This window comes from Pseudoalteromonas shioyasakiensis, assembly GCF_001550135.1.
Taxonomy (GTDB): Bacteria; Pseudomonadota; Gammaproteobacteria; order Enterobacterales; family Alteromonadaceae; genus Pseudoalteromonas; species Pseudoalteromonas shioyasakiensis.
The window spans coordinates 237,399-261,108 of record NZ_LRUE01000022.1 but is presented as its reverse complement, the minus strand read 5'-3'; the positions used below and the strand labels follow the sequence as shown (position 1 = coordinate 261,108).

At 42.2% G+C, this 23,710-nt stretch carries 30 protein-coding genes; 15 read left to right on the top strand and 15 right to left on the bottom strand.

Translation table 11 applies throughout. The annotated features are described in order from the left end of the window. Positions 1-11: 11 nt before the first annotated feature. The 10 genes from rapZ to PASHI_RS17660 form a co-directional block, all read right to left on the bottom strand. The gene (gene rapZ, locus PASHI_RS17705; protein WP_054561107.1) at positions 12-857 is read right to left on the bottom strand and encodes an RNase adapter RapZ; all 846 of its coding nucleotides are present in this window, start codon (positions 855-857) and stop codon (positions 12-14) included. After that, positions 858-1,310, bottom strand: a complete 453-nt coding sequence (ptsN, locus tag PASHI_RS17700) for a PTS IIA-like nitrogen regulatory protein PtsN (RefSeq protein ID WP_054561106.1) — start codon at positions 1,308-1,310, stop codon at positions 858-860. Between the two features lie 3 nt (positions 1,311-1,313). Then, entirely contained in the window at positions 1,314-1,601 is a 288-nt protein-coding gene (gene hpf, locus PASHI_RS17695) for a ribosome hibernation promoting factor (RefSeq protein WP_036971325.1), read from the bottom strand. Between the two features lie 27 nt (positions 1,602-1,628). Further along, complete coding sequence (locus PASHI_RS17690; RefSeq protein WP_054561104.1) at positions 1,629-3,125, bottom strand: RNA polymerase factor sigma-54; 1,497 nt, start codon at positions 3,123-3,125, stop codon at positions 1,629-1,631. 107 nt (positions 3,126-3,232) lie between these two features. Continuing rightward, positions 3,233-3,958, bottom strand: coding sequence for an LPS export ABC transporter ATP-binding protein (lptB, locus tag PASHI_RS17685; RefSeq protein ID WP_062566533.1), 726 nt, complete (start codon positions 3,956-3,958; stop codon positions 3,233-3,235). Next, entirely contained in the window at positions 3,955-4,476 is a 522-nt protein-coding gene (gene lptA, locus PASHI_RS17680; RefSeq protein ID WP_062566532.1) for a lipopolysaccharide transport periplasmic protein LptA, read from the bottom strand. Before lptA ends, lptB begins: the two co-directional genes overlap by 4 nt. Continuing rightward, entirely contained in the window at positions 4,466-5,020 is a 555-nt protein-coding gene (lptC, locus tag PASHI_RS17675) for an LPS export ABC transporter periplasmic protein LptC (protein ID WP_062566531.1), read from the bottom strand. Before lptC ends, lptA begins: the two co-directional genes overlap by 11 nt. Then, positions 5,017-5,568, bottom strand: coding sequence for a 3-deoxy-manno-octulosonate-8-phosphatase KdsC (kdsC, locus tag PASHI_RS17670; protein ID WP_062566530.1), 552 nt, complete (start codon positions 5,566-5,568; stop codon positions 5,017-5,019). The genes lptC and kdsC overlap by 4 nt, the downstream gene beginning before the upstream one ends. Before the next feature lie 3 nt (positions 5,569-5,571). After that, positions 5,572-6,543, bottom strand: a complete 972-nt coding sequence (locus PASHI_RS17665; protein WP_062566529.1) for a KpsF/GutQ family sugar-phosphate isomerase — start codon at positions 6,541-6,543, stop codon at positions 5,572-5,574. A gap of 3 nt (positions 6,544-6,546) precedes the next feature. After that, positions 6,547-7,515 (bottom strand): calcium/sodium antiporter, encoded by a 969-nt coding sequence (locus PASHI_RS17660; RefSeq protein WP_062566528.1) that lies wholly within the window; start codon positions 7,513-7,515, stop codon positions 6,547-6,549. A 248-nt stretch (positions 7,516-7,763) separates the two neighbouring features. Here PASHI_RS17660 and PASHI_RS17655 point away from each other — a divergent pair, with 248 nt between their 5' ends. From PASHI_RS17655 to murA, 7 genes are read left to right on the top strand one after another with little or no spacing between them, the layout of a single operon-like run. Next, entirely contained in the window at positions 7,764-8,582 is an 819-nt protein-coding gene (locus tag PASHI_RS17655) for an ATP-binding cassette domain-containing protein (protein WP_082710978.1), read from the top strand. Next, entirely contained in the window at positions 8,575-9,354 is a 780-nt protein-coding gene (gene mlaE / locus PASHI_RS17650) for a lipid asymmetry maintenance ABC transporter permease subunit MlaE (protein ID WP_054554167.1), read from the top strand. Before PASHI_RS17655 ends, mlaE begins: the two co-directional genes overlap by 8 nt. A 13-nt stretch (positions 9,355-9,367) precedes the next feature. Further along, entirely contained in the window at positions 9,368-9,916 is a 549-nt protein-coding gene (gene mlaD, locus PASHI_RS17645; RefSeq protein ID WP_054561096.1) for an outer membrane lipid asymmetry maintenance protein MlaD, read from the top strand. A gap of 2 nt (positions 9,917-9,918) precedes the next feature. Continuing rightward, a complete protein-coding gene (locus tag PASHI_RS17640) occupies positions 9,919-10,596 on the top strand; it encodes an MlaC/ttg2D family ABC transporter substrate-binding protein (RefSeq protein ID WP_062566527.1) in 678 nt (225 codons plus the stop codon). Then, complete coding sequence (locus tag PASHI_RS17635) at positions 10,589-10,882, top strand: STAS domain-containing protein (protein WP_054561094.1); 294 nt, start codon at positions 10,589-10,591, stop codon at positions 10,880-10,882. The genes PASHI_RS17640 and PASHI_RS17635 overlap by 8 nt, the downstream gene beginning before the upstream one ends. Before the next feature lie 5 nt (positions 10,883-10,887). Then, positions 10,888-11,145, top strand: a complete 258-nt coding sequence (locus tag PASHI_RS17630; RefSeq protein ID WP_054554171.1) for a BolA family protein — start codon at positions 10,888-10,890, stop codon at positions 11,143-11,145. A 15-nt stretch (positions 11,146-11,160) separates the two neighbouring features. Beyond that, positions 11,161-12,420 carry a UDP-N-acetylglucosamine 1-carboxyvinyltransferase gene (gene murA, locus PASHI_RS17625; RefSeq protein WP_055199193.1) on the top strand — a complete coding sequence of 420 codons (1,260 nt, stop codon included), beginning with the start codon at positions 11,161-11,163 and terminating at the stop codon, positions 12,418-12,420. A 67-nt stretch (positions 12,421-12,487) separates the two neighbouring features. Here the strand turns inward: murA and PASHI_RS17620 are convergent, their stop codons facing one another. From PASHI_RS17620 to PASHI_RS17610, 3 genes are all read right to left on the bottom strand, one after another. Continuing rightward, entirely contained in the window at positions 12,488-13,570 is a 1,083-nt protein-coding gene (locus tag PASHI_RS17620) for a trypsin-like peptidase domain-containing protein (protein ID WP_055020793.1), read from the bottom strand. Between the two features lie 98 nt (positions 13,571-13,668). Beyond that, complete coding sequence (locus PASHI_RS17615) at positions 13,669-15,021, bottom strand: Do family serine endopeptidase (RefSeq protein ID WP_054561091.1); 1,353 nt, start codon at positions 15,019-15,021, stop codon at positions 13,669-13,671. A 123-nt stretch (positions 15,022-15,144) separates the two neighbouring features. After that, positions 15,145-15,588, bottom strand: a complete 444-nt coding sequence (locus PASHI_RS17610; protein WP_055020791.1) for a Z-ring associated ZapG family protein — start codon at positions 15,586-15,588, stop codon at positions 15,145-15,147. A gap of 178 nt (positions 15,589-15,766) precedes the next feature. Between PASHI_RS17610 and zapE the strand changes: the two genes are divergently transcribed. The 8 genes from zapE to PASHI_RS17570 all read left to right on the top strand — a co-directional run bounded on the left by zapE (position 15,767) and on the right by PASHI_RS17570 (position 22,482). Next, complete coding sequence (gene zapE / locus PASHI_RS17605) at positions 15,767-16,855, top strand: cell division protein ZapE (RefSeq protein WP_058585925.1); 1,089 nt, start codon at positions 15,767-15,769, stop codon at positions 16,853-16,855. Between the two features lie 339 nt (positions 16,856-17,194). Beyond that, on the top strand, positions 17,195-17,623 hold the full coding sequence (rplM, locus tag PASHI_RS17600; protein WP_054561088.1) for a 50S ribosomal protein L13: 429 nt from the start codon (positions 17,195-17,197) through the stop codon (positions 17,621-17,623). 8 nt (positions 17,624-17,631) lie between these two features. Continuing rightward, positions 17,632-18,024 (top strand): 30S ribosomal protein S9, encoded by a 393-nt coding sequence (rpsI, locus tag PASHI_RS17595; RefSeq protein WP_095209788.1) that lies wholly within the window; start codon positions 17,632-17,634, stop codon positions 18,022-18,024. A gap of 722 nt (positions 18,025-18,746) precedes the next feature. Continuing rightward, positions 18,747-19,337, top strand: coding sequence for a ubiquinol-cytochrome c reductase iron-sulfur subunit (gene petA, locus PASHI_RS17590; RefSeq protein WP_054554178.1), 591 nt, complete (start codon positions 18,747-18,749; stop codon positions 19,335-19,337). After that, a complete protein-coding gene (locus PASHI_RS17585) occupies positions 19,337-20,602 on the top strand; it encodes a cytochrome b (protein ID WP_054554179.1) in 1,266 nt (421 codons plus the stop codon). Before petA ends, PASHI_RS17585 begins: the two co-directional genes overlap by 1 nt. Beyond that, positions 20,599-21,336: a cytochrome c1 gene (locus PASHI_RS17580; protein ID WP_054554180.1), complete on the top strand. Its 738-nt coding sequence runs from the start codon at positions 20,599-20,601 to the stop codon at positions 21,334-21,336. The genes PASHI_RS17585 and PASHI_RS17580 overlap by 4 nt, the downstream gene beginning before the upstream one ends. Positions 21,337-21,415: 79 nt before the next feature. Further along, the gene (gene sspA / locus PASHI_RS17575; RefSeq protein ID WP_054554181.1) at positions 21,416-22,042 is read left to right on the top strand and encodes a stringent starvation protein SspA; all 627 of its coding nucleotides are present in this window, start codon (positions 21,416-21,418) and stop codon (positions 22,040-22,042) included. Continuing rightward, complete coding sequence (locus tag PASHI_RS17570) at positions 22,042-22,482, top strand: ClpXP protease specificity-enhancing factor (protein ID WP_062566526.1); 441 nt, start codon at positions 22,042-22,044, stop codon at positions 22,480-22,482. Before sspA ends, PASHI_RS17570 begins: the two co-directional genes overlap by 1 nt. Positions 22,483-22,547: 65 nt before the next feature. On the opposite strand, the gene dolP is transcribed toward PASHI_RS17570, so the two are convergent. Continuing rightward, positions 22,548-23,114 (bottom strand): division/outer membrane stress-associated lipid-binding lipoprotein, encoded by a 567-nt coding sequence (gene dolP / locus PASHI_RS17565; protein WP_062566525.1) that lies wholly within the window; start codon positions 23,112-23,114, stop codon positions 22,548-22,550. After that, positions 23,114-23,701 (bottom strand): SIS domain-containing protein, encoded by a 588-nt coding sequence (locus tag PASHI_RS17560; RefSeq protein ID WP_054561085.1) that lies wholly within the window; start codon positions 23,699-23,701, stop codon positions 23,114-23,116. The genes dolP and PASHI_RS17560 overlap by 1 nt, the downstream gene beginning before the upstream one ends. Positions 23,702-23,710: the final 9 nt, after the last annotated feature.

The following is a 23,710-nucleotide window of genomic DNA, read 5'->3' as shown; positions in this document are numbered from 1 at the left end:
TTGGTGCCTAATTAAATGTCTTGTTCGCGGTGGCGAATTTTTACATTAGCATGGCTTTTGGCAAAGCTCTCACCAATTGTTTGCGCTAAGTAAACAGAGCGATGTTGGCCACCGGTACAGCCAATAGCAATAGTCAGGTAACTGCGGTTATTGCGCTCTAAGTGCGGTAACCAAGTTTGCACAAAGGTTTGTATTTGCCACGTGAACTTTTGTACTATGCTGTGGCTAGCTAGGTAATCTTTTACTGGTTGATCAAGGCCGGTTAGTGGCTTTAAATCAGGTTCCCAGTGTGGGTTAGGTAAAAAGCGTGCATCAAAAACGTAGTCAGCTTCTTTTGGAATACCATGCTTAAAGCCAAACGACATAAAAGTAATAATCAGCTTTTTATCTTTTTTACCTAAAATCTTTTCGCGAATTGATTCTGCTAACTGATGAACACTCAGATCAGTGGTATCAATCATAAAGTCAGCGCGAGTGATCAACACATCAAGCAGGATTTTTTCTTGTTTAATGGCCAGATCAAGCGGCAAAGAATCAATAGATAGTGGATGCAAGCGGCGTGTTTCTGAAAAGCGCTTGATCAGAGTTTGGTCATCACTGTCTAAATAGAATAGTGTTGGGTTTGCGAAACCTGGCAGGTACTCAAGAATATCATTAAATTCTTGCTGCTCTTTCGGTAAGTTACGCACGTCGATGCTGACCGCTATTTTATCGTAGTTATCAGACACACTTCGTACGAGCGAAGGCAGTAAATTAACCGGAATATTATCAACGCAATAATAGCCTAAGTCTTCAAGTACTCGTAAAGCGACCGATTTACCTGAGCCTGAGCGACCGCTGATAATTATTAATTCCATTTATGCCTCTGCTGATATGACCTGAAACAGTTGCTGATCGGTAGTAGCACTACGCAGCTGTTTACAAAATTCTTTATCTTTAAGTCTATCAGCAATTGTTGATAAGGTCTTTAGGTGAAGCTGACAGTCACCATCTGGTACGATGAGTGCCACAAAAATATCAACTGGACGATTATCAATTGCATCAAAATTAATAGGGGATTCACTCACTATCACAAATGCATGAGGCTCATCTGCGCCGCTCATTCGGCCATGTGGAATAGCAATACCTCGGCCAATGCCGGTGCTACCTAGTTTTTCTCGGTTGAGTAAAGCATCTAGGATATCTTGTTGCGATAAATGAGGAAGCTGCTGGTGGGCCAGTTCGCTGATATATTCAAGAATTCTTTTTTTGCTATTAAAAAGGACCGCAGCTTTGCTGCAGTCCTGGTTAGTAAGTGAACTTAGTTTCATAATTTAATGTCGAGCTAATTTCTCTTTGTGTTTAATGACTTGGCGATCAAGTTTATCGATCAGTGAGTCAATGGCTGCGTACATATCTTGATGTTCTGTAGAAGCGAACAATTCGCCTCCGTTTACATGTAAAGTTGCTTCTGCTTTTTGGCTTAATTTTTCTACATCTAGAATGACATGAACATTATTAATATGGTCAAAATGCCTTTCTAGTTTCGCAAACTTGGTGTTTACATAGTCTCTTAATGAATCTGTGATTTCTACATGACGACCAGTTAAATTTAGTTGCATAAGCATTTTTCCTTCTATGTAAAACGTCTAAATCAGACTCTTACGCTGATTAGACGGAGGTATTGCTAGAGACTCACGATATTTTGCAATTGTACGTCTAGCTACTTTAATTCCTTGCTCAGCCAATATATCTGCAATTTTGCTATCACTCAATGGTTTAGCTGAGTTTTCTGCAGCGACTAACTTCTTGATTAAAGCGCGTATTGCTGTAGAAGAACACTCACCACCATTTTCGGTGCTGACATGGCTTGAGAAGAAATATTTCAACTCAAAAATACCCCGTGGGGTATGCATATATTTTTGCGTTGTTACCCGTGAAATCGTCGATTCATGCATTTCGACCATTTCAGCAACATCATTTAGCACCATCGGCTTCATTGCCTCAGGGCCATGCTCAAAGAAAGCTTGTTGTTGTTGAACGATACAGTTGGTCACTTTTAATAGCGTATCGTTACGGCTTTCTAAGCTCTTAATAAACCACTTTGCTTCTTGTAAGTGAGAGCGAATAAATTGGCTGTCGCTACTTGATTTAACAGAGCGAGACATCGCCGCATATTGGCTGTTCACTCTAATCTTTGGCATACAATCTGGGTTTAACTCGACTACCCAGCGGCCTTTCACTTTTTTCACTGATACATCAGGTATAACGTACTCAGATTCTTCGCGTACTATGCTATCCGCAGGCTTAGGATTTAAGCTGTGAATAAGCGTCATCACTTCTTTAAGCTCATTTTCTTTAAGCTTAGTCTTTTTCATCAAAGTTCGATAGTCGCGACTCGCTAATAATTCGATATGCTCAGATAAAACCATTTTAGTTTCAGCTAAATATGGCGTATCGGCATCGAATTGGCGTAGCTGAATGCACAGGCATTCTTGTAAACTGCGCGCGCCAATACCCACAGGATCAAATAACTGAATTCTTTTTAAGACCGCTTCGACTTCATCAAGTTCGATTTCTTCTTCATCGTTATTTTGATTAAAGCTTTCGACGATATCTTCACAGCTTACCGTTAAAATACCTGAGTCATCGATAGCTTCTACAATTGCCACAGCAATCGCTTCATCAGTAGGGCTAAATGGCGTGAGTTGCAATTGCCACATCAGGTATTCGTGAAGGGTTTCGGTTGATGCTCCCTGATAGATAGATTCATCTTCAGGCATTGGCCCTGACGATGTTGAAGGGGCGGCACTCATGTACTCATCCCAGGTAACATCCATTGCTAAGTCATCGCTTACGGTGTCTTTATTGAGAGCATCACTACTTTCTTGCTCGTACTCGCTAGGTGCTTCTTCGGCAGACGCGCTGACTTGTACATCGTCAGATTCAGCTTTTTGCTCATTCTTGCCGGTGCTTTCTTCGTTGTAATCCGCTTCTTCCACTTCAAGTAGAGGATTACTATCAAGCGCTTCTTGAATTTCTTGCTGGAGATCCAATGTACTGAGCTGCAACAAACGAATAGCTTGTTGCAGTTGTGGAGTCATTGTAAGTTGCTGGCCCATGCGCAGCTGTAATGATTGCCTCATGTATCCCTAACAATCCTTTTTAAGTTATCGATACCTGTATAAACACAGTTATCGATTTATTGTCATTGTTATAAGTCTAGCAGATGCTCTAGTCGCTGGCGTAATGGTTACAGCCTGAATTGCTCGCCTAGATATACATCGCGTACAGTTTGGTCTGCTAATACGTGCTCAGGTGTGCCTGATGCAATTAGCTCCCCATGAGAAACAATGTAGGCTTTTTCACAAACATCAAGGGTTTCTCGAACATTATGGTCAGTAATTAGTACACCGATACCACGATTTTTTAGGTGCTCAATAATTTTCTTTATATCTAACACTGAAATTGGATCAACACCAGCAAAAGGCTCATCTAAAAGGATAAATTTAGGATTAGCGGCTAATGCGCGAGCAATTTCTACACGGCGTCGCTCACCACCTGACAGCGCCATACCTTGGCTGTCACGAATGTGTTGAATACTAAACTCATCAAGTAAGCTATTGAGTGTTTCTTCGCGGGTGGTTTTATTTAGATCTTTACGAGTTTCTAAAATGGCCATCAAGTTTTGGTAAACCGTCAACTTTCGAAAAATTGACGATTCTTGTGGCAGATAGCCAATACCTAAACGCGCACGGCTATGCATTGGTAAAAGGGTGATATCGTTATCATCAATACTGATTTTACCTTTGTCGCTAGGTACTAGGCCTACAATCATATAGAAGGTCGTTGTTTTACCTGCGCCATTTGGACCAAGCAAGCCAACAATACTGCCAGCTTCAACTTCAAGACCGACATTTTTAACCACTTGGCGGCCTTTGTAGCTTTTAGCTAAAAGCTCTGCTTTTAATGTGCTCATGGTTGGCCTTTATTATCTTTTTTATTTTCAACAGGCACTAAAATAGTGTGTACACGATCTGTTGAATTTTCGTCTTTTTCAGCACTGATCAGCTGCTGTGCCATATCATAGGTAATGCTTTTTGCTGTTACTTTTTGACCTGCTTGAGTAACTTCAGCTTCACCATTTAAGGTTAAGAAGCGTTTTGCAACATCATAACGTACTTCTTCTGCGCTAGCGCTCATTACGGTGCCATCAGCTTGCTTTTCTTCGAAGTAAGCAGGCTTACCTGTGGCAATAATCAACTCTACTGTACCTTCGGTGTCACCGCCGTGTGCTTCAAGGCGTTCAGCGGTAATACGACGATTACCATGCACGATCTCTACGTTACCTTCAAATATGCCAACGCCATCTTTTAGTTTACCTACTTGGCGATCTGAGCTAATGCTAATTTGAGCGCCAGTTTGCTCGGCAGCTGCGCCCGAAAAGGCAATCAATAAGCTTGGGATCAGGAGTAATTTCTTCAGTTTATTGGTCATAGTATATGGTTCGTGTATGGTTAGTTAACTCAACAATTTCGGTTTTTAAATCGGCTTTTAAGCCTTTACCGGTAATCTTTAAATTCGGTCCTGTTAGTGTCACAGGTTGCTTAGAAAACATGGTCATTTTATCAATGTCGACATTAATGTTTTCTGCTTTTATATCTTCGATCATGCCGTTATGGGTTAAGTTTTTAGCAACTACATCCCCTTCAAAAATCAGCTGATCGTTTTCGTACAATGTGGCTTCTTTGGCTTTTACTTGCCAAACCTGCTGGTCGCCATAAATAGTAAAAATAGGTTGCTCAAAAAAGGTAAACCCTAATTGTTGATACAACTCCATTTTAGCAGCAGCCACTTTATGACTAATTTTGCCTTGCTCGTCATACGCTGTTTGCTTTAACGCCACTGCGGTGTAATCAGGTGTTGCGATGATCTCGTCTTCACTAGTTATTGTGTCTGTTGATTGGTTAAAGTACGGGTACCATAACCACACCATGCAACAAACAAAAACAATACTCAGTAAAATACGGGCTATATTCATGCGCTGGTTCCATCGCTAGTTAACGGCTTACCGTTTTCTAACATGAGTAAATCAGTTAATTCACGCACAGCTCCAAAGCCACCTGGTAATAATGTGGTGTAATGAGCCAGCTTTTTAATCAGTGGGTGTGCGTCGTTTACAGCAACAGCAAACCCTACTTTTTCCATTACTGGTAAGTCTGGACCATCATCACCAATATAGGCAATTTGTTCATCGGTCAGCCCCAGTTTATCTTTTAACTCTTGATAAGCAATCAGCTTATCTTCTTGTCCCTGATAAATGTGCTGAACTGTTAGGCTAGTCATTCGCTGCTGAACTATTTGTGAATGGCGGCCAGTAATCACTGCCACTTCAAAGCCACTATTAATGAGCGCTTTAATACCAAAGCCATCTTTAGTATTAAATGCTTTAAGCTCTTCGCCATCATTACCTATATAAATTCGGCCATCAGAAAAAACGCCATCTATATCACAGATTAGCAATTTTACTTTTTGTGCGCGCTGACTCACATCAGGGCTAAGAGGCTGGTATAGCTCGGCGAATGTCATTGCTTAAAGAACTCCTGCTTTTAATAGGTCTTGCATATTAAGGGCACCAATTGGCGTATTACTTTGATCTACCACAATTAAACCATTGATACGTTTACGTTCCATAATATTTAAAGCTTCAGCTGCAAGCATATCAGGGCGAGCAGTTGTACATGAACGGGTCATTACTTGGCTAATTGCCGTATTATGGATATCGATGCGCTGCTCTAAAATACGGCGTAAGTCACCATCAGTGAATAATCCGGCTAACTTTTCATCTGCACCAATCACCGCGGTCATACCAAGGCCCTTGGCTGACATTTCGATTAGTGCGTCTTTAATGCTTTGGGTTTCGCTAACGATTGGCGTGGCGTCGCCTGCGTGCATCACATCATCTAATGTAAGCAATAAACGTTTACCTAAGCTGCCACCCGGGTGCGAAAGCGCAAAATCATCGGCTGTGAAACCACGGGTTTCAAGTAACGCAACCGCCATTGCATCACCCATCACCAAGGTTGCTGTGGTACTTGCAGTTGGGGCAAGGCCTAACGGGCATGCCTCTTGGCTTACTTTAATGCACACATGTACATCAGACAGTTTTGCCATGGTTGAGTCTGGGTTGCCAGTGAGTGAAATCATCTTTGCGCCAATACGCTTAATAACGGGGATAATACTAAGTACTTCGCTGGTCTCACCTGAGTTCGAAATACACATTACCACATCATCACGGGTGATCATGCCTAAATCACCATGGCTTGCTTCGCCAGGGTGAACAAAAAATGCCGGTGTGCCAGTACTTGCAAGGGTCGCCGCAATTTTATTACCAACGTGGCCAGACTTGCCCATACCAATCACAATAATACGACCTGTACATTGGAACATTAATTGGCAAGCGTTATCGAAATCTTGATTTATATATTGCTCAATTTCTTGTAAAGCTTGTGCTTCAATTTCGAGTACGCGCTTACCCTGCGCGATAAAGCTAGGTTGTGTCATTAATTATCCTACTTGGCTGAAAATATAGCCCTGATATGCAATAAATGCGACTAACAAGAAGCCACCTTCTACTCTATTGATACGACGAGCACCTTTAAAGTTCAATGACATGGCAATCAATACAACGGTTGCTGCAATCATGATAAGTGCATCGCGGTTTGCCGCAGAAGGGTCAATAACTGATGGATTGATAATACCCGCAAGTGGTAATACGGCGAGTAAATTGAAAATGTTTGAGCCAACGATATTCCCAAGCGCTAAATCGTCTTCGTTTTTTAATACCCCTGCAATACAGGCTGCCAGCTCTGGTAAGCTGGTACCAATAGCAATAATGGTTAAGCCTATTACAAGGTCTGATAGACCAAAATATTTCGCAATATCAACGGCTGATTCAACTAAAAAGTGTGAACTAATGGGTAATAAAATCATGCCGATGACTAACCAAAATACGGCTGATTTAGTGCTTACATCGTTCGGAACGTCTTCACATGCTTCGCTGACAAATGGGTCATCTTGGTTTTTAGCACGCAGAGACACAATAACTAAGCCACCAATAAACACGGCAAAAGCAATCATCAAGGCAATGCCTTCAGCGAACGAAAAATAGTTATCTGAGAACACATACCAAGCAGCTACAGAGATTAACAGGACCAGCGGCATTTCACGTTTAAGTGTCATTGAAGATACTGAAAGAGGGCGTAGTAAAGCTGTGACACCAAGTACAAGTAAGATGTTAGTAATGTTAGAGCCGACCGCATTACCTACCGCAGTATCTGTTTTATCAGCAAGTGCTGCCGATGCAGATACCATCATTTCAGGGGCTGATGAGCCCATAGCAACAACGGTTAAACCAATGATTAGGGTGGGGATCCCCATATTTTTTGCGAGTGCAGCCGCCCCATAAACAAACCGATCGGCACTCCAAACGAGTGCAGCAAAACCAATAATTAAAATGACAAAAGAAGTCACCATTGTGATACGCCAACATTACTTATACAGATGACTGCAAATAGTAACAAAAGCGAACCTGAAAGTATAAGTAAAAGAATGGGCTGGCGAGCATAAAGCGTGCTTAGCAAGGAAACTAAATTTCAGGTGTCGTTAAGCTCTTTGCAGCTAGCTTTAGAATTTATTGATAGAAAATATTACAAAATTTTACGATTTGTTTTTTCCATCTTGACTAAAAAACCCTTAAAATGGCAAAACTAGTGAAAAACGTTATGGAGAGCGACTTGTCGCAATCAATAGTAGAAATCAAGGATGTAACCTTTTCACGGGGCGATAGAATCATATATAGAAATATGAGTTTTAACATTCCGAAAGGCAAGATTACCGCTATCATGGGACCAAGCGGCATTGGTAAAACCACCATGTTGCGCTTAATTGGCGGTCAGCTTAAACCTGATTCTGGTGACATTTTATTTGAAGGCAACAGCATTCCTGGCATGACTCGCAAGGAACTTTATGCTGCCCGCACCAAAATGAGTATGCTGTTTCAAAGTGGCGCTTTATTTACCGATATGTCAGTGTTTGACAATATCGCCTTTCCTTTGCGCGAACATACTCAACTCAGCGAAGATTTAATCCGACTTGTCGTTTTAATGAAATTACAAGCTGTCGGCTTACGTGGCGCACAAGACTTAATGCCGTCTGAGCTTTCTGGTGGTATGGCTCGCCGTGCTGCTTTAGCGCGTTCAATTGCTCTTGATCCAGAGCTTATCATGTACGATGAGCCATTTGCTGGCCAAGATCCTATCTCTATGGGTGTGTTAGTTAAACTAATAAAGTCACTGAATGAGGTGCTAGGTTTATCATCACTGATTGTGACCCATGATGTAACAGAGGTGATGAGCATCGCTGATCACGTGATCATCATTGCTGATCAAGGGGTGATAGGCGAAGGTTCACCAGAGCAAATGCAAAACCATGAATCCGAACTTGTACAACAGTTCTTAAATGGTTTATCGGATGGCCCTGTACCATTCCATTTCCCAGCTCCTGCGTATGATGATGAATTACTAGGAGTGCATAATGCTTGATCTATTCCAGAAGTTAGGTCACAAAACATTAGGGCGCTTTGCTGCGCTTGGCCGTTCTACTCAGATGCTGTTTGGTGCACTCGTTAATGTGCCGAACTTCAAAAAAGGCACGCCTTTACTTGTTCGCCAATTATATATGGTGGGCTCGCAATCTCTTTTAATCATTATGGTGTCAGGCTTATTCATCGGTATGGTGCTCGCCCTGCAGGGTTACACCGTATTAGTAGGCTATGGTGCTGAAGATAGCTTAGGGCCTTTAGTGGCATTGAGCTTATTACGTGAGTTAGGCCCTGTAGTAACAGCGTTACTGTTTGCAGGCCGCGCGGGCAGTGCACTTACTGCTGAAATTGGTTTAATGAAAGCAACCGAGCAATTATCAAGTTTAGAAATGATGGCGATTGATCCACTTAAACGCATTATTGCACCGCGTTTTTGGGCTGGTTTTATCAGTATGCCATTACTTGCATTAATATTTTCTGCGGTTGCTATTATCGGCGCTCATTTAGTGGGTGTTGATTGGCTTGGTGTTGACTCAGGAAGCTTCTGGTCAATCATGCAAGCGCAAGTGTCGTTCCAACAAGATATTGTGAACGGCATGATTAAGAGTTTTGTATTCGCCATGATTGTGACTTGGATTGCACTTTACAAAGGCTATGACTGTGTTCCTACATCTGAGGGGATCAGTAAAGCGACAACAGAAACCGTTGTGCACTCGTCATTGGCAGTATTAGGTTTTGACTTTATTTTAACAGCGGTAATGTTTACCAGCTAATTAGGGTATAAAGATGAATTCACGGAAATTAGAAATATTAGTTGGCTTTTTTGTAGCCCTTGGTATCGCTGCATTTGCATTATTAGCATTTAAAGTTGCGAATGCCGGCATTAGTGGTAGTGGTGAGACTTACCAACTGAACGCAAAGTTTGAAAACATTGGTTCTTTAAAAGCTCGTGCGCCGATTAAAGTAGGTGGTGTAGTTGTTGGCCGAGTTGAATCAATCTTTATTCACCCAAAAGAGTTTGTGCCTGTGGTAAATATGGCGATTGATGCAAATTACTTATGTAAGTTTTCAGACACAACATCAATCTCTATTTTGACATCAGGTATTTTAGGTGAGCAGTACTTAGGCATTAACCCTGTTATTGCTCCTGAATCTGCTGAGCAACGCTGTATGGGTGAAGATGTAACAGCAAGTGAGCATGATACAGATCTAGATGATTTATTTGGTGTTGAGAGTAAAGCGCTTGCAGATGGTGACTACATTACTGATACGAAATCAGCGCTTGTTTTAGAAGAGTTAATCGGTCAGTTCTTATTCAACCAGGGTGGTGAATAATTATGTTTAAGAAGTTTTTATTATGTATTGCTGTGCTGTTTAGCCTAAACGCACAAGCCGCTGAACCTAAGGTTGATTTAAAAGACCCGTACAAAATGGTTCGTACAGTGTCAGATAATACTTTTGCTCGTATTACGAAAGATCAACCTCTTATTGCGAAAGACAAAGAGCATCTTCGCGTTATCGTACAAGAAGAGCTAATGCCTTACATTGACTACAAGTATGCTGCACTGCGCGTACTAGGTAATCACGTGTCAAAGGTTCGTGCTATCGAAGATAAAGAGGAAAAAGCGAAAGCGATTAAAGAGTTACAACGCTTCATTGACGTTTTTCAAAAGTATTTAATTGCTACTTACGCAGGTGTGTTTACTCAATACACTAATCAAAGCGTTGAGTTTGCTCCGCCTCAGCCTTTCAAAGGCCAAGATGTGGTGGTTGTTAAAACTAAGATTGTTGAAGCCGGTAAACCTGATATCAGAATCGACTTTAAAGTACGTGAAGACCGCAGTGGTGACTGGGGCGCGTACGATATGATAGCAGAGGGTATTAGTTTGCTTGATGCTAAACAAAGTGAATTACAAGGTATTTTACGCCAACATGGTCTAGATTATGTAAGTGACTTACTAGAGCAGAAGAGCCAACTGCCAGTGCAATTTAGAGGTGATGGTGGCGATGAGTAAAGTCGAGATTACTCAACTTGAAGATAACCAGTTTCGAGTCAGTGGCGAACTGACTCGAAATTCAATTGGCCGTGAACGCCTTCTGAACGCCAAGCCAGATTCTAGCCATAAAACATGGTATTTTGACCTTTCTGGGCTATCTAGGGTTGACACGGCGGGCTTAGCTTGGTTAATTCACTCTTTCGCAGAATTAAAGCAGCAAGGTATTCACCTTGAACTGCAAAATAGCCCTGAACAATTGCAAAATTTAATGCAGTTGGGTCAGGTCACAAACCTATTTGAGTGAGATTTATGGAAACAAGCCAAGTCGAAACGTTATTACGCGACGAACTAAAACTAGATGAAGTGATTGTTAAAGCAAATGGTAGCCACTATGAAGTGATTGCTGTTGGTGAGTGTTTTGATGGTTTATCTCGCGTGAAGAAGCAACAGTTGGTTTATGCTCCGTTAATGTCAACAATCTCAGACGGTACAATCCACGCTGTATCTATCAAAGCGTTCACACCGACTGAATGGAAACGCGAACAAAAATTTATTTTACCTCAATAGTCGCAGGGCCTCCTAATGGATCAATTTGTTATTCAAGGTGGCACCTCGCTGGCAGGTGAAGTCACTATTTCTGGCGCTAAAAATGCCGCTCTTCCAATTCTTTTTGCTGCGCTTTTAGGGCAGGGAAAAAGTACCTTTAGTAATGTTCCTCGTTTACGCGATATCGGCACCACAGAAGCCTTGTTAAAAACACTGGGTGCAAATGTCGAGTGGCAGCAAGACAAGCTAATCATTGATGGTGCGACGGTTGATAAAACACTTGCACCGTATGAGTTGGTAAAGCAAATGCGTGCCTCAGTGCTTGCATTAGGCCCTTTAGTTGCCCGTTTTGGTGAAGCGCAAGTATCACTGCCAGGTGGTTGTGCAATTGGTGCTCGCCCAGTTGATATCCATATTCAAGGTCTTGAGCGCATGGGCGCTATCATCAAGGTTGAAAATGGTTACATTAATGCCAAGGTTGATGGTCGCTTAAAAGGCGCTGAGATCTTTATGGAGATGGTCAGTGTTGGCGCAACAGAAAACTTACTAATGGCAGCAACGCTGGCTGACGGTAAAACTGTACTGGAAAATGCAGCTCGCGAACCTGAAATTACCGATCTTGCTAATTGCTTAATTGCGATGGGGGCGAAGATCAGTGGTGCAGGCACTAGCCGTATCGAAATTGAAGGGGTTGAGTCACTATCGGGTTGTGAATACAGCATTCTTCCCGATCGCATTGAAACAGGCACTTTCTTGGTTGCGGCGGCAATGGCTGGCGGTGAAGTACTTTGTAAAAATACAGACCACCATAGTCTTGATCCTGTGATTGAAAAGTTGCGTGCTACCAATGCCTTGGTTGAAGTCACTGATAACAGCATTTACCTTGATATGCGTGGCCGCGAACTAAAAGCGGTTAACATTAAGACTATGCCACACCCGGGTTTCCCTACCGATATGCAAGCGCAATTTACAGCTTTAAATGTGGTAGCGAAGGGCAGTGCAACCATCACAGAAACGATTTTCGAAAACCGTTTTATGCACGTGCCAGAGTTACAGCGTATGGGCGCAAACATTCGCTTAGAAGGTAATACAGCAATTTGTGGGGATACAGAAAGCTTATCGGGCGCACAGGTAATGGCAACTGATTTACGTGCCTCTGCAAGTCTAATTCTTACTGGCATCGTTGCTCAAGGTGAGACTATTGTTGACCGCATCTATCACGTAGATCGTGGTTATCAACGCATTGAAGATAAGTTGAGTGCGCTGGGTGCCAATATCAAGCGCCGTTCAAGCTAATCGCTAAGACTTACAAAAAAGGCCTAACATCAGTTAGGCCTTTTTTATATCTGTGTTGTTTCAGTAACTACTGCTCGTCTTCGAGTTCTGCAACAGTTACCATCACTTTTAAGACCTTACCATCGCGGTAAATCTCAAATTCAAGTTCTTTACCTGGCTCTGTATTCGCTAGTTTCTCAAGCACTTGTTGTGGGTTTGCTACAGGAATACCGCCAATTTTGATTACAATGTCAGTTTCTCTGATGCCTGCTTTCCAAGCTGGGCCAAATGGATCAAGTTGAGAAATACGCATTCCTGCAACAGGTGTAAAGCTATCACTTACATCTTTGCCCGTGCTATCAATACCTGTGCCACTGAAGCCTAAATAGCCACGGACTACACGACCATGTTTGATTAGCTTATCCATCACATCTTTGGCAATCGAGTAAGGTACCGCAAAGAAGATACCCTGAATATCGAGATTTTCATGAGTTTTAAATTGCGCCGAGGTAATACCGACTAAGTCACCTCGTGAATTGACTAACGCGCCACCTGAGTTACCTACGTTAATCGCAGCATCCATCTGTAACAGGCTGCTGTAAGGGCTATCGATTAAATTTTGTTTACCCGTCGCACTGATAATACCTTGGGTAATGGTTTGGCCTAAGTTAAGTGGGTTACCAATCGCTAAAACAACATCACCAACACGTGGCTTAAATTTATCGTTCACTGGAATTTTTGGTAAATGCTCAGCGCTGATCTTTAATAGCGCTAAATCTGTTTGAGTATCAAAACCAATCACTTGTACATCATAAAAGCGACGGCCATCAGCGAGTGTAACGATAATGAGATCGGCATTTTTGATTACATGGTAGTTAGTAAGAATATAGCCGTCTTGGGTCATGATCACGCCGGAGCCAAGAGCTTGAACGGTGTTTTGGCGTTTATAGCGCGGTTGATTGGAAATGCTTTCTGAAAAAATAGTAACAACCGAAGGTGCTGCTTTTTGCACTGCATCAGCAAAGCTCATGTGCTCTGATGATATCGCCGCAGGTAAATTCATATCTGGTAACAGTGTGCTACGAAGGCTTGGGCTAAATAACACCACTAAAAAGGCAATGCCTAAACCGGTGAAAAGCGGAGGAAGGATAAATTTAAAAAGTTTTAGCACAGTATTCTTATTATCAGTGAGCAATCCCTTAATGATGGCACAAAAAAAATAACAGCGGCAAGCACCGCTGTTATTTTTTCATGATTTATCAACTAGGTTTACTGGATCAGTACGAAAATAAGCTCTCTACCGCGTTTAACACCTAGTACGATGTTACCTTTGGTATTTTCGATGATCTTATTCATGTCGCGGATTGTTTCAACGCGTTGACGGTTAACTTGCATGATCACGTCACCTTCTTCAAGGCCAACACGAGCAGCAGGAGAACGTGCTTGCACGCCGGTTACTTCAACCCCTTTTCCATCACTCTTCTGAGTGTTTTCTAATGTTGCACCTTGGAAAGCTGGGTGTGTCTCTTCGCCAGCGGCAGTAGTTGCTGATGCACCATCGAGTGTGACATTTACAGTTTTAACTTTGCCATCTCGGTAAATGCCCAGTTTTACTTTTTTGCCTTCACCAAGTGTGGCAATTTTACTGCGTAGTTCATGGAAGCCACTAATTTCGGTGCCATCGACGCTAATAATTACATCACCGGCTTTGATACCCGCTTTACTTGCTGCGGTATCATCCATTACTTGCATAACGTAAGCGCCTTGCTTCACGTCAAGTTGTTGTGCTTTAGCAAGGCCTGCATCAAGTGGGCGTCCCGAAATACCTAACGAACCGCGACGTACTTCGCCGTGTTCGATAATTTGGTCAACAAGGTTTTTCATCATGGTAGATGGAATTGCAAAGCCAATGCCCACGTTACCGCCAGATGCGCCTAAGATAGCGGTGTTGATACCAATCAGTTCACCGTTAAGGTTAACTAACGCACCGCCTGAGTTGCCTTGGTTAATAGCTGCATCGGTTTGAATAAAGTCTTCATAGCCTTCTATATTTAAACCGCTACGGCCAAGGGCACTGACGATACCTGATGTTACTGTGTGACTTAAACCAAATGGATTACCAATGGCAACTGCAAAATCACCTACACGTAACTGATCCGAATCGGCAATTTTAAGCGCGGTTAAGTCCTCTGCATCAATTTGCAATAAGGCAATATCTGATTCTTTGTCGCTACCGATTTTAGTTGCTTCATATTCGCGACCATCTTCTAAGGTCACCACCATTTTTTCGGCATCTTCGATAACATGATTATTGGTTACCACGTAACCTTCGTCTGCATCAATGATCACACCTGAGCCTAGGCCACTAAATTCACGCTTTTGACTGCCACCACGAGGAACACCAAAAAAGTCATCAAAAGGAGTCGCACGGCGGCGAACTTCTTTAGAGCCTGACACTTGAATACTCACCACACCCGGTGTGATCTGTTCAAGCATAGGTGCGAGGGTTGGCAATTGTTGACCATTTACAGCAACAGGAAGTTTTGCCATTGAAATTGCAGGGCTTAATAATAAGCTAGAAGATAAAATAGCAGCACTGATAACAGATAATTTCATTTTCATAGTCTGGGTTTACTCCACTTCAGAGATAAAGCAAAAACTAAAAAGGGCTGCATAAGCAGCCCTTTTCTTGGTTTAGATATAAAGCTGTTATATCTAAAGACTATGGGGTCAAAAAAAAGTTCATCAAGAGGCTTTAGAATGTTCTGAAACTTTCTCTGAGCCAGTGAACAGGCCCGTTTCACCAACAACATAGTCAGCAGGCTGAGCTTCAGCACTTGAACGATCGCCTCTGCGGTCTTGTAATGAGTTTTGTAATTGCTCAGTCGTTTCTTTAGAAAAGAAAGGCTCATTTGGATGCTGTTTTTTATCAGCAAGTAGTAGTTTATTTGTTTCTTCTACATGGTTCAGTAGCTGGTCGTAGTTATCTTTCATTTTAGATACTAGCTTACCTGTGCTCGCTAGATGATCAGCTACATCTTGACGATATTGTTCAAGCGCATTGTTAGCTTGCTCGACTTGTTGTTCTAGTTCGTCTTGCTTAAATTGTTTTTTGGTTACAAAAGCACCAATGAAGAATGCTGAAATTGCAACGATGATTAGAATACCTATCCAGGTAATTGTGCCCATAAATCTACCCCTTTGGGAAAAAATAACAAAAACAAATACTTTAAAAGCATTTATAGTCCAATCATTATTAAAATATGCTTAATTTGATTGTGAAATCATACTGCGGGCTAATATACCCTGAGATACGATGCGTGTTAATATACTGTGCAAATTTAACTGTGTTTTATTGTAACGACCTATGACTCCTTGGCAGAAATACCAACAAGATTTACAACGTGAAGACTTTGTACATGATGCAGCGCAAGAAAATGCAGTGCGCCATTTGCAAAGACTCTATGATGACCTAACGGCAGACAAACCGGCCGCGAAGGGGTGGTTTGCCAAACTATTCTCTAAAGATAGCACGCCAAGTATAAAAGGGCTGTATTTTTGGGGCGGAGTAGGTAGAGGTAAGACCTATTTAGTTGATACTTTCTACGAAGCTTTACCTACTGATCGTAAGATGCGTGTGCACTTTCACCGTTTTATGCATCGCGTGCATGATGAGCTGAAAAAGTTAAAAAATACCAGTAATCCATTAAATGTAGTTGCAGATATCTTTAAATCAGAGACAGATATTATCTGTTTTGATGAATTTTTTGTACAAGATATCACTGATGCAATGCTACTAGGTGGTTTGATGGAAGCATTATTTGAACGTGGCATTGTGCTGGTTGCGACGTCAAACATCGTGCCTGATGACCTGTATCGAAATGGTTTACAACGTGCGCGTTTCTTACCAGCAATTGAGCTGGTAAAAGCCAACACCGAAATCGTAAATGTGGACTCGGGGGTTGATTATCGTTTACGTACCCTTGAGCAAGCCGAAATTTTCCATAGTCCGCTTGATAAGCAAGCTGATGATAATTTATTTGAATACTTCGATAAGTTGTCACCTGAGCCGGGTGTGCTCGATAAAGAAATTGAAATTGAAGGGCGGATGATCAAAACCCGTAAAGTGTCTGACTGTATTGCTATGTTTGAGTTTAGTGAACTATGCGAAACAGCCCGCAGCCAAGTTGATTACATGGAAATAAGCCGACTTTATAACACGGTGATTTTGTCTAACGTAAAATCACTGGGCCAAGCCAATGATGATGCCGCACGTCGTTTTATCGCGTTAGTGGATGAATTTTACGAGCGCCATGTCACGCTGATTATTTCTGCTGAAAAGCCAATAACTGAGCTATATAGCGAAGGTAACTTAAATTTTGAATTTAAGCGTTGTATTAGCCGACTACAAGAAATGCAATCGTTAGAGTATTTGGCAAAAGAGCATCTAGCTTAGTCAAGTTGTCAGCCTTCAGCTGTCAGTTTTTAGCTGATCGGTGTTGAATGTAAGGCGCGCCAAGCAAGCGTGACGCCTACTAATTAATGTAGGCGTGAAATTTATTTCGCGCGCACTTAGCTGATTTTCTCGAATAAAAAACAACCATCATATAGCAATGTGGTTCAAGTGCTGGTATACTCCCGCGTCTGCCACGTTGCGTTCTATTGCCAGATATTAGTTTAGCCTCTAATTGATGGCTCAAAGTCTTAAACTCGAAGGGGTTAAAGCATTCAACTTAGAGCGGTAATTTATAATAATTACCTGTGGTTTTAATTAAAAAACATTGGATTTTAATAAATGAAAACGTTTGTTGCTAAGCCAGAAACAGTAAAACGTGACTGGTACGTAGTTGACGCTGAAGGTAAAACTTTAGGTCGCATCGCTACTGAAATCGCTCGTCGCCTACGCGGTAAGCATAAAGCTGAATACACTCCTCACGTAGATACTGGTGATTACATCATCGTTATCAACGCTGAGAAAGTTACTGTTACTGGTAATAAAGCAAAAGACAAAATGTACTACGCTCATACTGGTTTCCCAGGTGGTCTTAAGTCTACTACTTTCGACAAGCTTCAAGCTGCAAAGCCTGAAATGATCATCGAAAAAGCTGTTAAAGGCATGTTGCCACGTGGTCCTTTAGGCCGCGCAATGTACCGTAAACTTAAAGTTTACTCAGGTACTGAGCACAACCATGCTGCACAACAGCCTCAGGTTCTAGACATTTAAGGAGCACTATCATGGCAAATCAATACTACGGTACAGGTCGTCGTAAAAGTTCAAGTGCTCGCGTATTCTTACGCCCAGGCACTGGTAACATCGTAATCAACAAGCGCTCTCTAGAAGAGTACTTCGGTCGTGAGACTGCTCGCATGGTTGTTCGTCAAGCATTAGAGCACGTAGAAATGACTGAAAAGTTTGACCTACACATCACTGTTTCAGGTGGTGGTACTACTGGTCAAGCTGGTGCTATCCGTCACGGTATCACTCGTGCACTTATGGAGTTTGACGAGTCTCTACGTCCTACACTTCGTAAAGCAGGTTTCGTTACACGTGATGCACGTAAAGTTGAGCGTAAGAAAGTGGGTCTTAAGAAAGCACGTAAGCGTCCACAATTCTCAAAACGTTAATATTTACGTTTATCAGAATACCAAAAACCCAGCTTCGGCTGGGTTTTTTGTTTCTTGGAGCTGTCAGCTTTCAGACGTCAGTTTTTAGCTAATCGAAAGAGGGCTCTCTGCTTGAATGAACAAGTTCTTGCCAAGGCTTAATATTCCCATATACTTCTCGCATCTCGCATCTCGCATCTCGCATCTCGCATCTCGCATCTCGCATCTCGCATCTCTCATCTCGCATCTCTCATCTCTCATCTCGCATCTCGCATCTCGCATCTCTCATCTCGCTGAAGCGCAAAATCCTACCTTTTTTCGTTCGATATTTAACCACTGTTAATAATTAGTACGTATAACAGTAAAAAAACTTCAAGATTTAGCAAAATTAGCTTAAATCCATCAGTTAATTGATGAAATTTTTTGCTACAATTGGGGGGCAAGTAATGTGAGTGAGTTCAACAACAGCTAATGCAGAATTCTGTTTCCTCTTAGTGAGGTTGATCTTGGTCAGTATATTGTTTTTTTATATGCGTTATCATAACCAGCGGCTTCATACTCGAGCTAACCTAAATTAATAATTCATTAAATAGGGTTTATTCGAGCATGAGACTGTGAATAACCTTGTTTTAATCAAGGGTTTTAATTATGATCGCGTCTATTTTGAAATTTCTAAAAATTAACCTGCTGTAACTGATGTTCTCAATATGGCAAGTGTTGGGAATCATAGTGGAGATAAGTGGATGAGCAATGCGCCTGTAGACAATGGCCGACGTCGCTTTTTAACCATAGCTACCTCTGTTGTTGGTGGTGTTGGTGCGGCTGGGGCTGCTGTTCCTTTTATTGCGTCTTGGAATCCAAGTGAGCGAGCTAAATCTGCGGGTGCGCCTGTAGAAGTAGATATCAGCAAGCTTGAGCCAGGACAATTAATACGTGTTGAGTGGCGAGGAAAACCTGTTTGGGTTATTAATCGTACACCAAGAATGCTTGAACAGATGAAAGAACATGAAGGTCAACTTCGTGATCCTGCGTCTGAAGAGCCTCAACAACCTGAATCATCAACCAATGAATATCGTTCGCAACGTCCTGAAATTTTCGTTGCTGTTGGTATTTGTACGCACTTAGGTTGTTCTCCTAGCTTCCTACAAGGTGGCTTTGGTGAGAAAGTAGAGGGCACAGACGACGGTTTCTTCTGTCCGTGTCACGGTTCTAAATTTGATATGGCTGGTCGTGTATTCCAATCTGTACCTGCACCATTAAATCTAGAAATTCCTCCGTATACCTTCCTTGATGACACGACTATTCTAGTCGGTGAAGAAAAAGGAGTGGCGTAATGTTTGGTAAAATTATTGGTTGGATCGACGATCGTATTCCAATGACACGTGTTTGGAACATGCATATTGCACAGTATCCAGCACCAAAAAACTTTAACTTCTGGTACTTCTTTGGCTCTTTAGCCATGTTAGTACTTGTTAACCAAATCGTAACTGGTATCTGGTTAACAATGAACTTCGTACCATCTGCTGAAGGTGCTTTCGCATCGGTAGAATACATCATGCGTGATGTTGAATACGGTTGGTTACTTCGTTACCTTCACTCAACAGGTGCATCAGCGTTCTTTATCGTTGTATACCTGCACATGTTCCGTGGCATGATCTACGGTTCTTACCAAAAACCACGTGAATTACTGTGGTTATTCGGTATGTTCATCTTCTTAGCGCTTATGGCTGAAGCTTTCATGGGTTACTTACTACCTTGGGGACAAATGTCTTTCTGGGGTGCACAGGTAATCATTTCACTATTCGGTGCGATTCCGGTTATTGGTGATGACTTAACGCTTTGGATCCGTGGTGACTACGTAATTTCTGGTGCTACGCTTAACCGCTTCTTTGCACTACACGTAATTGCATTACCTTTAGTAATCGTTATCTTAGTATTCTTACACATTGTTGCACTACACGAAGTGGGTTCAAACAACCCAGATGGTGTTGAAATTAAGCGTAAGAAAGGCACTGTAGCTGAAGAAGATAAGCCTAAATTCAAATTCCACGAGTATTACACCAACAAGAAAGACATTGTTGATGCAATCCCGTTCCACCCTTACTACACAGTAAAAGATATTGTGGGTGTGGTTGGTTTCTTAATCTTATTCTGTTGGGTTGTATTCTTTATGCCTGCGATGAATGGTTTCTTCCTAGAAGCGCCAAACTTCGAAGCAGCTAACCCGCTGAAAACACCAGAGCATATTTTCCCAGTTTGGTACTTTACGCCATTCTACGCAATCCTACGTGCAATCCCTAACAAGTTAATGGGTGTTGTGGCGATGGGTGCATCTATCGTAGTGCTTGCGTTACTACCTTGGATTGACCGTGGTTCGGTTCGCTCTATTCGTTATCGTTGTGGTCTTCACAAGTTAAACATCGCACAATTCGTGGTAACTTTCGTTATCTTGGGTTGGGTTGGTGCTACACCACAAACTGATTTCAAAACGCTGTTATCACAAATCACGACTGTGACATACTTCATGTTCTTCGTATTGTTATTTGTTTACAGCAAGAATGAGAAAACTAAGCCATTACCAACGAGGTTGACGAAATGATGAAAAAGCTAATTATCGGTTTATTCGCATTGTTGCCATCGTTGACAATGGCAGCAGGTCCTTCGGTTCCTTTAATGGATGCGAACATTGACCTTAAAGATAACGCATCTTTACAGCGCGGTGCTAAATTGTTCATGAACTACTGTCTTGGTTGTCACCAAATGCAGTATCAACGTTATGAGCGTACGTTCCGCGATATCGGTATTCCTACTGAGATTGGTCAAGAGCAACTAATTTTTGATGGCTCAAAAGTAGGTAGCCACATCAAAAATGCGATTGATAAAGATGACGCAGCTAAATGGTTTGGCGCAGCGCCACCGGATCTTACGCTTGTAGCGCGAGTTCGTGGTACTGACTGGATCTACACTTATCTGAAGTCATTCTATAAAGACGAGTCTCGTCCGTTTGGCGTAAACAACGTTGTTTTCCCATCGGTAGGTATGCCACACGTTCTTCAAGAACTACAAGGCTTACCAACACCAATCACTGAAGAAGTGGAAGAACATGGTCACACTGTGACTAAAGTTGTTGGCGTTGAAACAGATGGTTCTGGTGAAATGAGTGTTGACGAGTACGATCGTGCTGCTCGTGACTTAACTAACTTCTTAGCTTACGTTGGCGAGCCGTCACGTTTAGAGTCAGAAGCGTTAGGTCTAAAGGTAATTGGTTTCCTAGTGATTCTATTTATCTTGGCATTCATGCTGAAGAAAGAATACTGGAGAGATGTTCACTAATCCTGGGCATTTTGAAAGGTAGTTTTGTGATAGGGGCTTAAGCCCCTATTGCTGTTTTTGTAATATAATGGAGGTAGGCATGGCCGTAGCTGCCAATAAGCGCCCTGTAATGACCCTGTTTTCTGGTGCTAACTGTATGTATAGCCATCAAGTACGTATCGTACTTGCTGAAAAAGGTGTAAGTGTTGACATTCACCTGGCTGAAAAGGATAACCTGCCAGAAGCACTTCATGAGATTAACCCTTACGGTACAGTACCAACACTGATCGATCGTGAGCTTGGTTTATATCAGGCAAACATCATCATGGAATACCTTGATGAACGTTTCCCTCATCCTCCACTAATGCCAGTTTATCCGGTTATGCGTGGCCGTAGTCGTCTGATGATGCATCGTATCGACACGGATTGGTATAGCCTAGCTAACAAAATCACTAGCGGTAGCAGCGAAGCTGCGCAAGCACGTAAAGAGCTTACAGAAGCGTTACTTGCAATTGCACCAATCTTCTCTGAAGCACCTTACTTCATGAGTGAAGAGTTCAGCTTAGTTGATTGTTACTTAGCACCACTACTTTGGCGTTTACCTGAGCTTGGCATTGAGCTTAATGGTGCAGGCGCGAAAGAGCTTAAAGAATACATGTTGCGTTTATTTGAGCGTGAATCATTCCAAGCTTCACTAACTGAAGCAGAGCGTGAGATCCGTTTATAATGACGCCTAATCGTCCTTATTTACTACGCGCTTTCTTTGATTGGATTGTTGATAATCAGTGCACACCACACTTAGTGGTTAACGCTGATTTTCCTGCTGTACAAGTACCAACACAGTTTGTGCAAGACGGTCAGATCGTTTTGAACATTAGCCCATCAGCGGTAACACAATTTGCAATGGACAACCAACAGCTTAGCTTTAATGCGCGCTTTGGTGGCCAACCAATGCAAGTGTACGTACCTATGGGTGCTGTGCTCGCAATTTATGCACGTGAGAATGGTGAAGGGACTGTATTTACTGCAGAAGAATTCATCGAGGACGAAGACGACTTTGCTCCGGTATTAGAAAGTGTTGAAACACCTGACGAGATTACGCCAGATGATGAACCACCTGCTAAACCAGAGAAGAAAAAAGGTGCTCACTTACGAGTGATTAAGTAACCTTAGTCAGACAAAAGAAAACCCGCTATTTAGCGGGTTTTTTATTATCAATTTACGGTTGGATATTACAAATATTCAAACACTTTAATAACACGTTCAACGCCTGATACGTTACGTGCTACATCAACCGCTAAATTCGCTTCAGAATCGCTCACTAAGCCCATTAAAAAGACTTCGCCATTCTCTGTTACTACTTTGATATTATTGCTGCTGATACTCTCTGTGGTGAGTAATTGCGTTTTCACCTTAGAGGTTAACCAAGAGTCGTGCGTTTGCGTGCTCATGCCAATATTTGAACCAATGCGAATTTGGTTGTGGATTTTACGAATGCCATCAACGCCTTCAATAGCGCGTTGTGCTTCGTCTTTCATTTCTGCGTTGGCAACTTGGCCAATCATAAGCACAATGCCATTAACGCTAATGACGTTAACGTTAGCAAATTTATGTAGGTGCTCATTTTCGCTGATAGCAATAGAACTTTTAATTTCGATATTGTTATCGTCGATTTGTGAACCAATCGTGCGGCGATCATTCGCAGCAGTTACAGCGCCTGCAGTACCGGCGACAACGGCAGCTGCACAGCCTTGCAGCAATAAAACGGTACCAAATACTAGTAAAGACTGTTTAAACATTAATTTTCTTCCTGTGGGAATAAGGTTAAATCGATAAGCTCACTGAGGCAGTGCAAATTCACTAAGTGTGACTCAACAATACGGCTTGGGCGTTTGGATGGAACACGAATTTCAACATCATTTGGGCCAAGTAAGCCAACTAATTCACCGCCGTCATCACCAACAAGCACAATTACTTTCATATCACGGGTCAGTGCCGCTTCAACGGCTGAGATAATCTGCTTTTCATTACCATTGACAGCAATTGCTAATAAAAGGTCGCCTTGCTGTGCAAATGCACGAATTTGTCGTGCAAAGGTTTCGTGCTCATCATTATTTGCGGCTGAGCCTAAGTTAACTTGATCTTGTGCAAGCGCAACTGCGGGTAGGCATGGGCGCTCGGTTTCATAAAAGTTAATTAATAGCCCTGCCATGTGCTGTGCCAACATGTGGCAGCTAGGAGTGCCACAACATAGCAGTTTATTGCCGTTAATAAGACTTTGTGCAATGGTGAACGCTGCCGATTCAAGTGCGCTTGGCAGTACTTCACCTGCCGCTATTTGAACTTGAATATTTTCGGTAAAGATTTTTTTTATCGTTTCTTGCATAACCTACCA

Excerpts from the sequence above, each read along its gene's own strand:
- PASHI_RS17690 (WP_054561104.1), bottom strand. The coding sequence starts at position 3,125 with ATGAGGCAATCATTACAGCTGCGCATGGGCCAGCAACTTACAATGACT.
- lptC (WP_062566531.1), bottom strand. The coding sequence starts at position 5,020 with ATGAATATAGCCCGTATTTTACTGAGTATTGTTTTTGTTTGTTGCATG.
- lptB (WP_062566533.1), bottom strand. The coding sequence starts at position 3,958 with ATGAGCACATTAAAAGCAGAGCTTTTAGCTAAAAGCTACAAAGGCCGC.
- murA (WP_055199193.1), top strand. The coding sequence starts at position 11,161 with ATGGATCAATTTGTTATTCAAGGTGGCACCTCGCTGGCAGGTGAAGTC.
- kdsC (WP_062566530.1), bottom strand. The coding sequence starts at position 5,568 with ATGACATTCGCCGAGCTATACCAGCCTCTTAGCCCTGATGTGAGTCAG.
- zapE (WP_058585925.1), top strand. The coding sequence starts at position 15,767 with ATGACTCCTTGGCAGAAATACCAACAAGATTTACAACGTGAAGACTTT.
- PASHI_RS17640 (WP_062566527.1), top strand. The coding sequence starts at position 9,919 with ATGTTTAAGAAGTTTTTATTATGTATTGCTGTGCTGTTTAGCCTAAAC.
- lptA (WP_062566532.1), bottom strand. The coding sequence starts at position 4,476 with ATGACCAATAAACTGAAGAAATTACTCCTGATCCCAAGCTTATTGATT.
- PASHI_RS17615 (WP_054561091.1), bottom strand. The coding sequence starts at position 15,021 with ATGAAAATGAAATTATCTGTTATCAGTGCTGCTATTTTATCTTCTAGC.
- PASHI_RS17580 (WP_054554180.1), top strand. The coding sequence starts at position 20,599 with ATGATGAAAAAGCTAATTATCGGTTTATTCGCATTGTTGCCATCGTTG.
- PASHI_RS17635 (WP_054561094.1), top strand. The coding sequence starts at position 10,589 with ATGAGTAAAGTCGAGATTACTCAACTTGAAGATAACCAGTTTCGAGTC.
- ptsN (WP_054561106.1), bottom strand. The coding sequence starts at position 1,310 with ATGAAACTAAGTTCACTTACTAACCAGGACTGCAGCAAAGCTGCGGTC.
- hpf (WP_036971325.1), bottom strand. The coding sequence starts at position 1,601 with ATGCAACTAAATTTAACTGGTCGTCATGTAGAAATCACAGATTCATTA.
- PASHI_RS17630 (WP_054554171.1), top strand. The coding sequence starts at position 10,888 with ATGGAAACAAGCCAAGTCGAAACGTTATTACGCGACGAACTAAAACTA.
- PASHI_RS17585 (WP_054554179.1), top strand. The coding sequence starts at position 19,337 with ATGTTTGGTAAAATTATTGGTTGGATCGACGATCGTATTCCAATGACA.
- PASHI_RS17560 (WP_054561085.1), bottom strand. The coding sequence starts at position 23,701 with ATGCAAGAAACGATAAAAAAAATCTTTACCGAAAATATTCAAGTTCAA.
- mlaD (WP_054561096.1), top strand. The coding sequence starts at position 9,368 with ATGAATTCACGGAAATTAGAAATATTAGTTGGCTTTTTTGTAGCCCTT.
- PASHI_RS17655 (WP_082710978.1), top strand. The coding sequence starts at position 7,764 with ATGGAGAGCGACTTGTCGCAATCAATAGTAGAAATCAAGGATGTAACC.
- PASHI_RS17660 (WP_062566528.1), bottom strand. The coding sequence starts at position 7,515 with ATGGTGACTTCTTTTGTCATTTTAATTATTGGTTTTGCTGCACTCGTT.
- PASHI_RS17570 (WP_062566526.1), top strand. The coding sequence starts at position 22,042 with ATGACGCCTAATCGTCCTTATTTACTACGCGCTTTCTTTGATTGGATT.
- petA (WP_054554178.1), top strand. The coding sequence starts at position 18,747 with ATGAGCAATGCGCCTGTAGACAATGGCCGACGTCGCTTTTTAACCATA.
- PASHI_RS17610 (WP_055020791.1), bottom strand. The coding sequence starts at position 15,588 with ATGGGCACAATTACCTGGATAGGTATTCTAATCATCGTTGCAATTTCA.
- rapZ (WP_054561107.1), bottom strand. The coding sequence starts at position 857 with ATGGAATTAATAATTATCAGCGGTCGCTCAGGCTCAGGTAAATCGGTC.
- mlaE (WP_054554167.1), top strand. The coding sequence starts at position 8,575 with ATGCTTGATCTATTCCAGAAGTTAGGTCACAAAACATTAGGGCGCTTT.
- PASHI_RS17665 (WP_062566529.1), bottom strand. The coding sequence starts at position 6,543 with ATGACACAACCTAGCTTTATCGCGCAGGGTAAGCGCGTACTCGAAATT.
- sspA (WP_054554181.1), top strand. The coding sequence starts at position 21,416 with ATGGCCGTAGCTGCCAATAAGCGCCCTGTAATGACCCTGTTTTCTGGT.
- dolP (WP_062566525.1), bottom strand. The coding sequence starts at position 23,114 with ATGTTTAAACAGTCTTTACTAGTATTTGGTACCGTTTTATTGCTGCAA.
- rplM (WP_054561088.1), top strand. The coding sequence starts at position 17,195 with ATGAAAACGTTTGTTGCTAAGCCAGAAACAGTAAAACGTGACTGGTAC.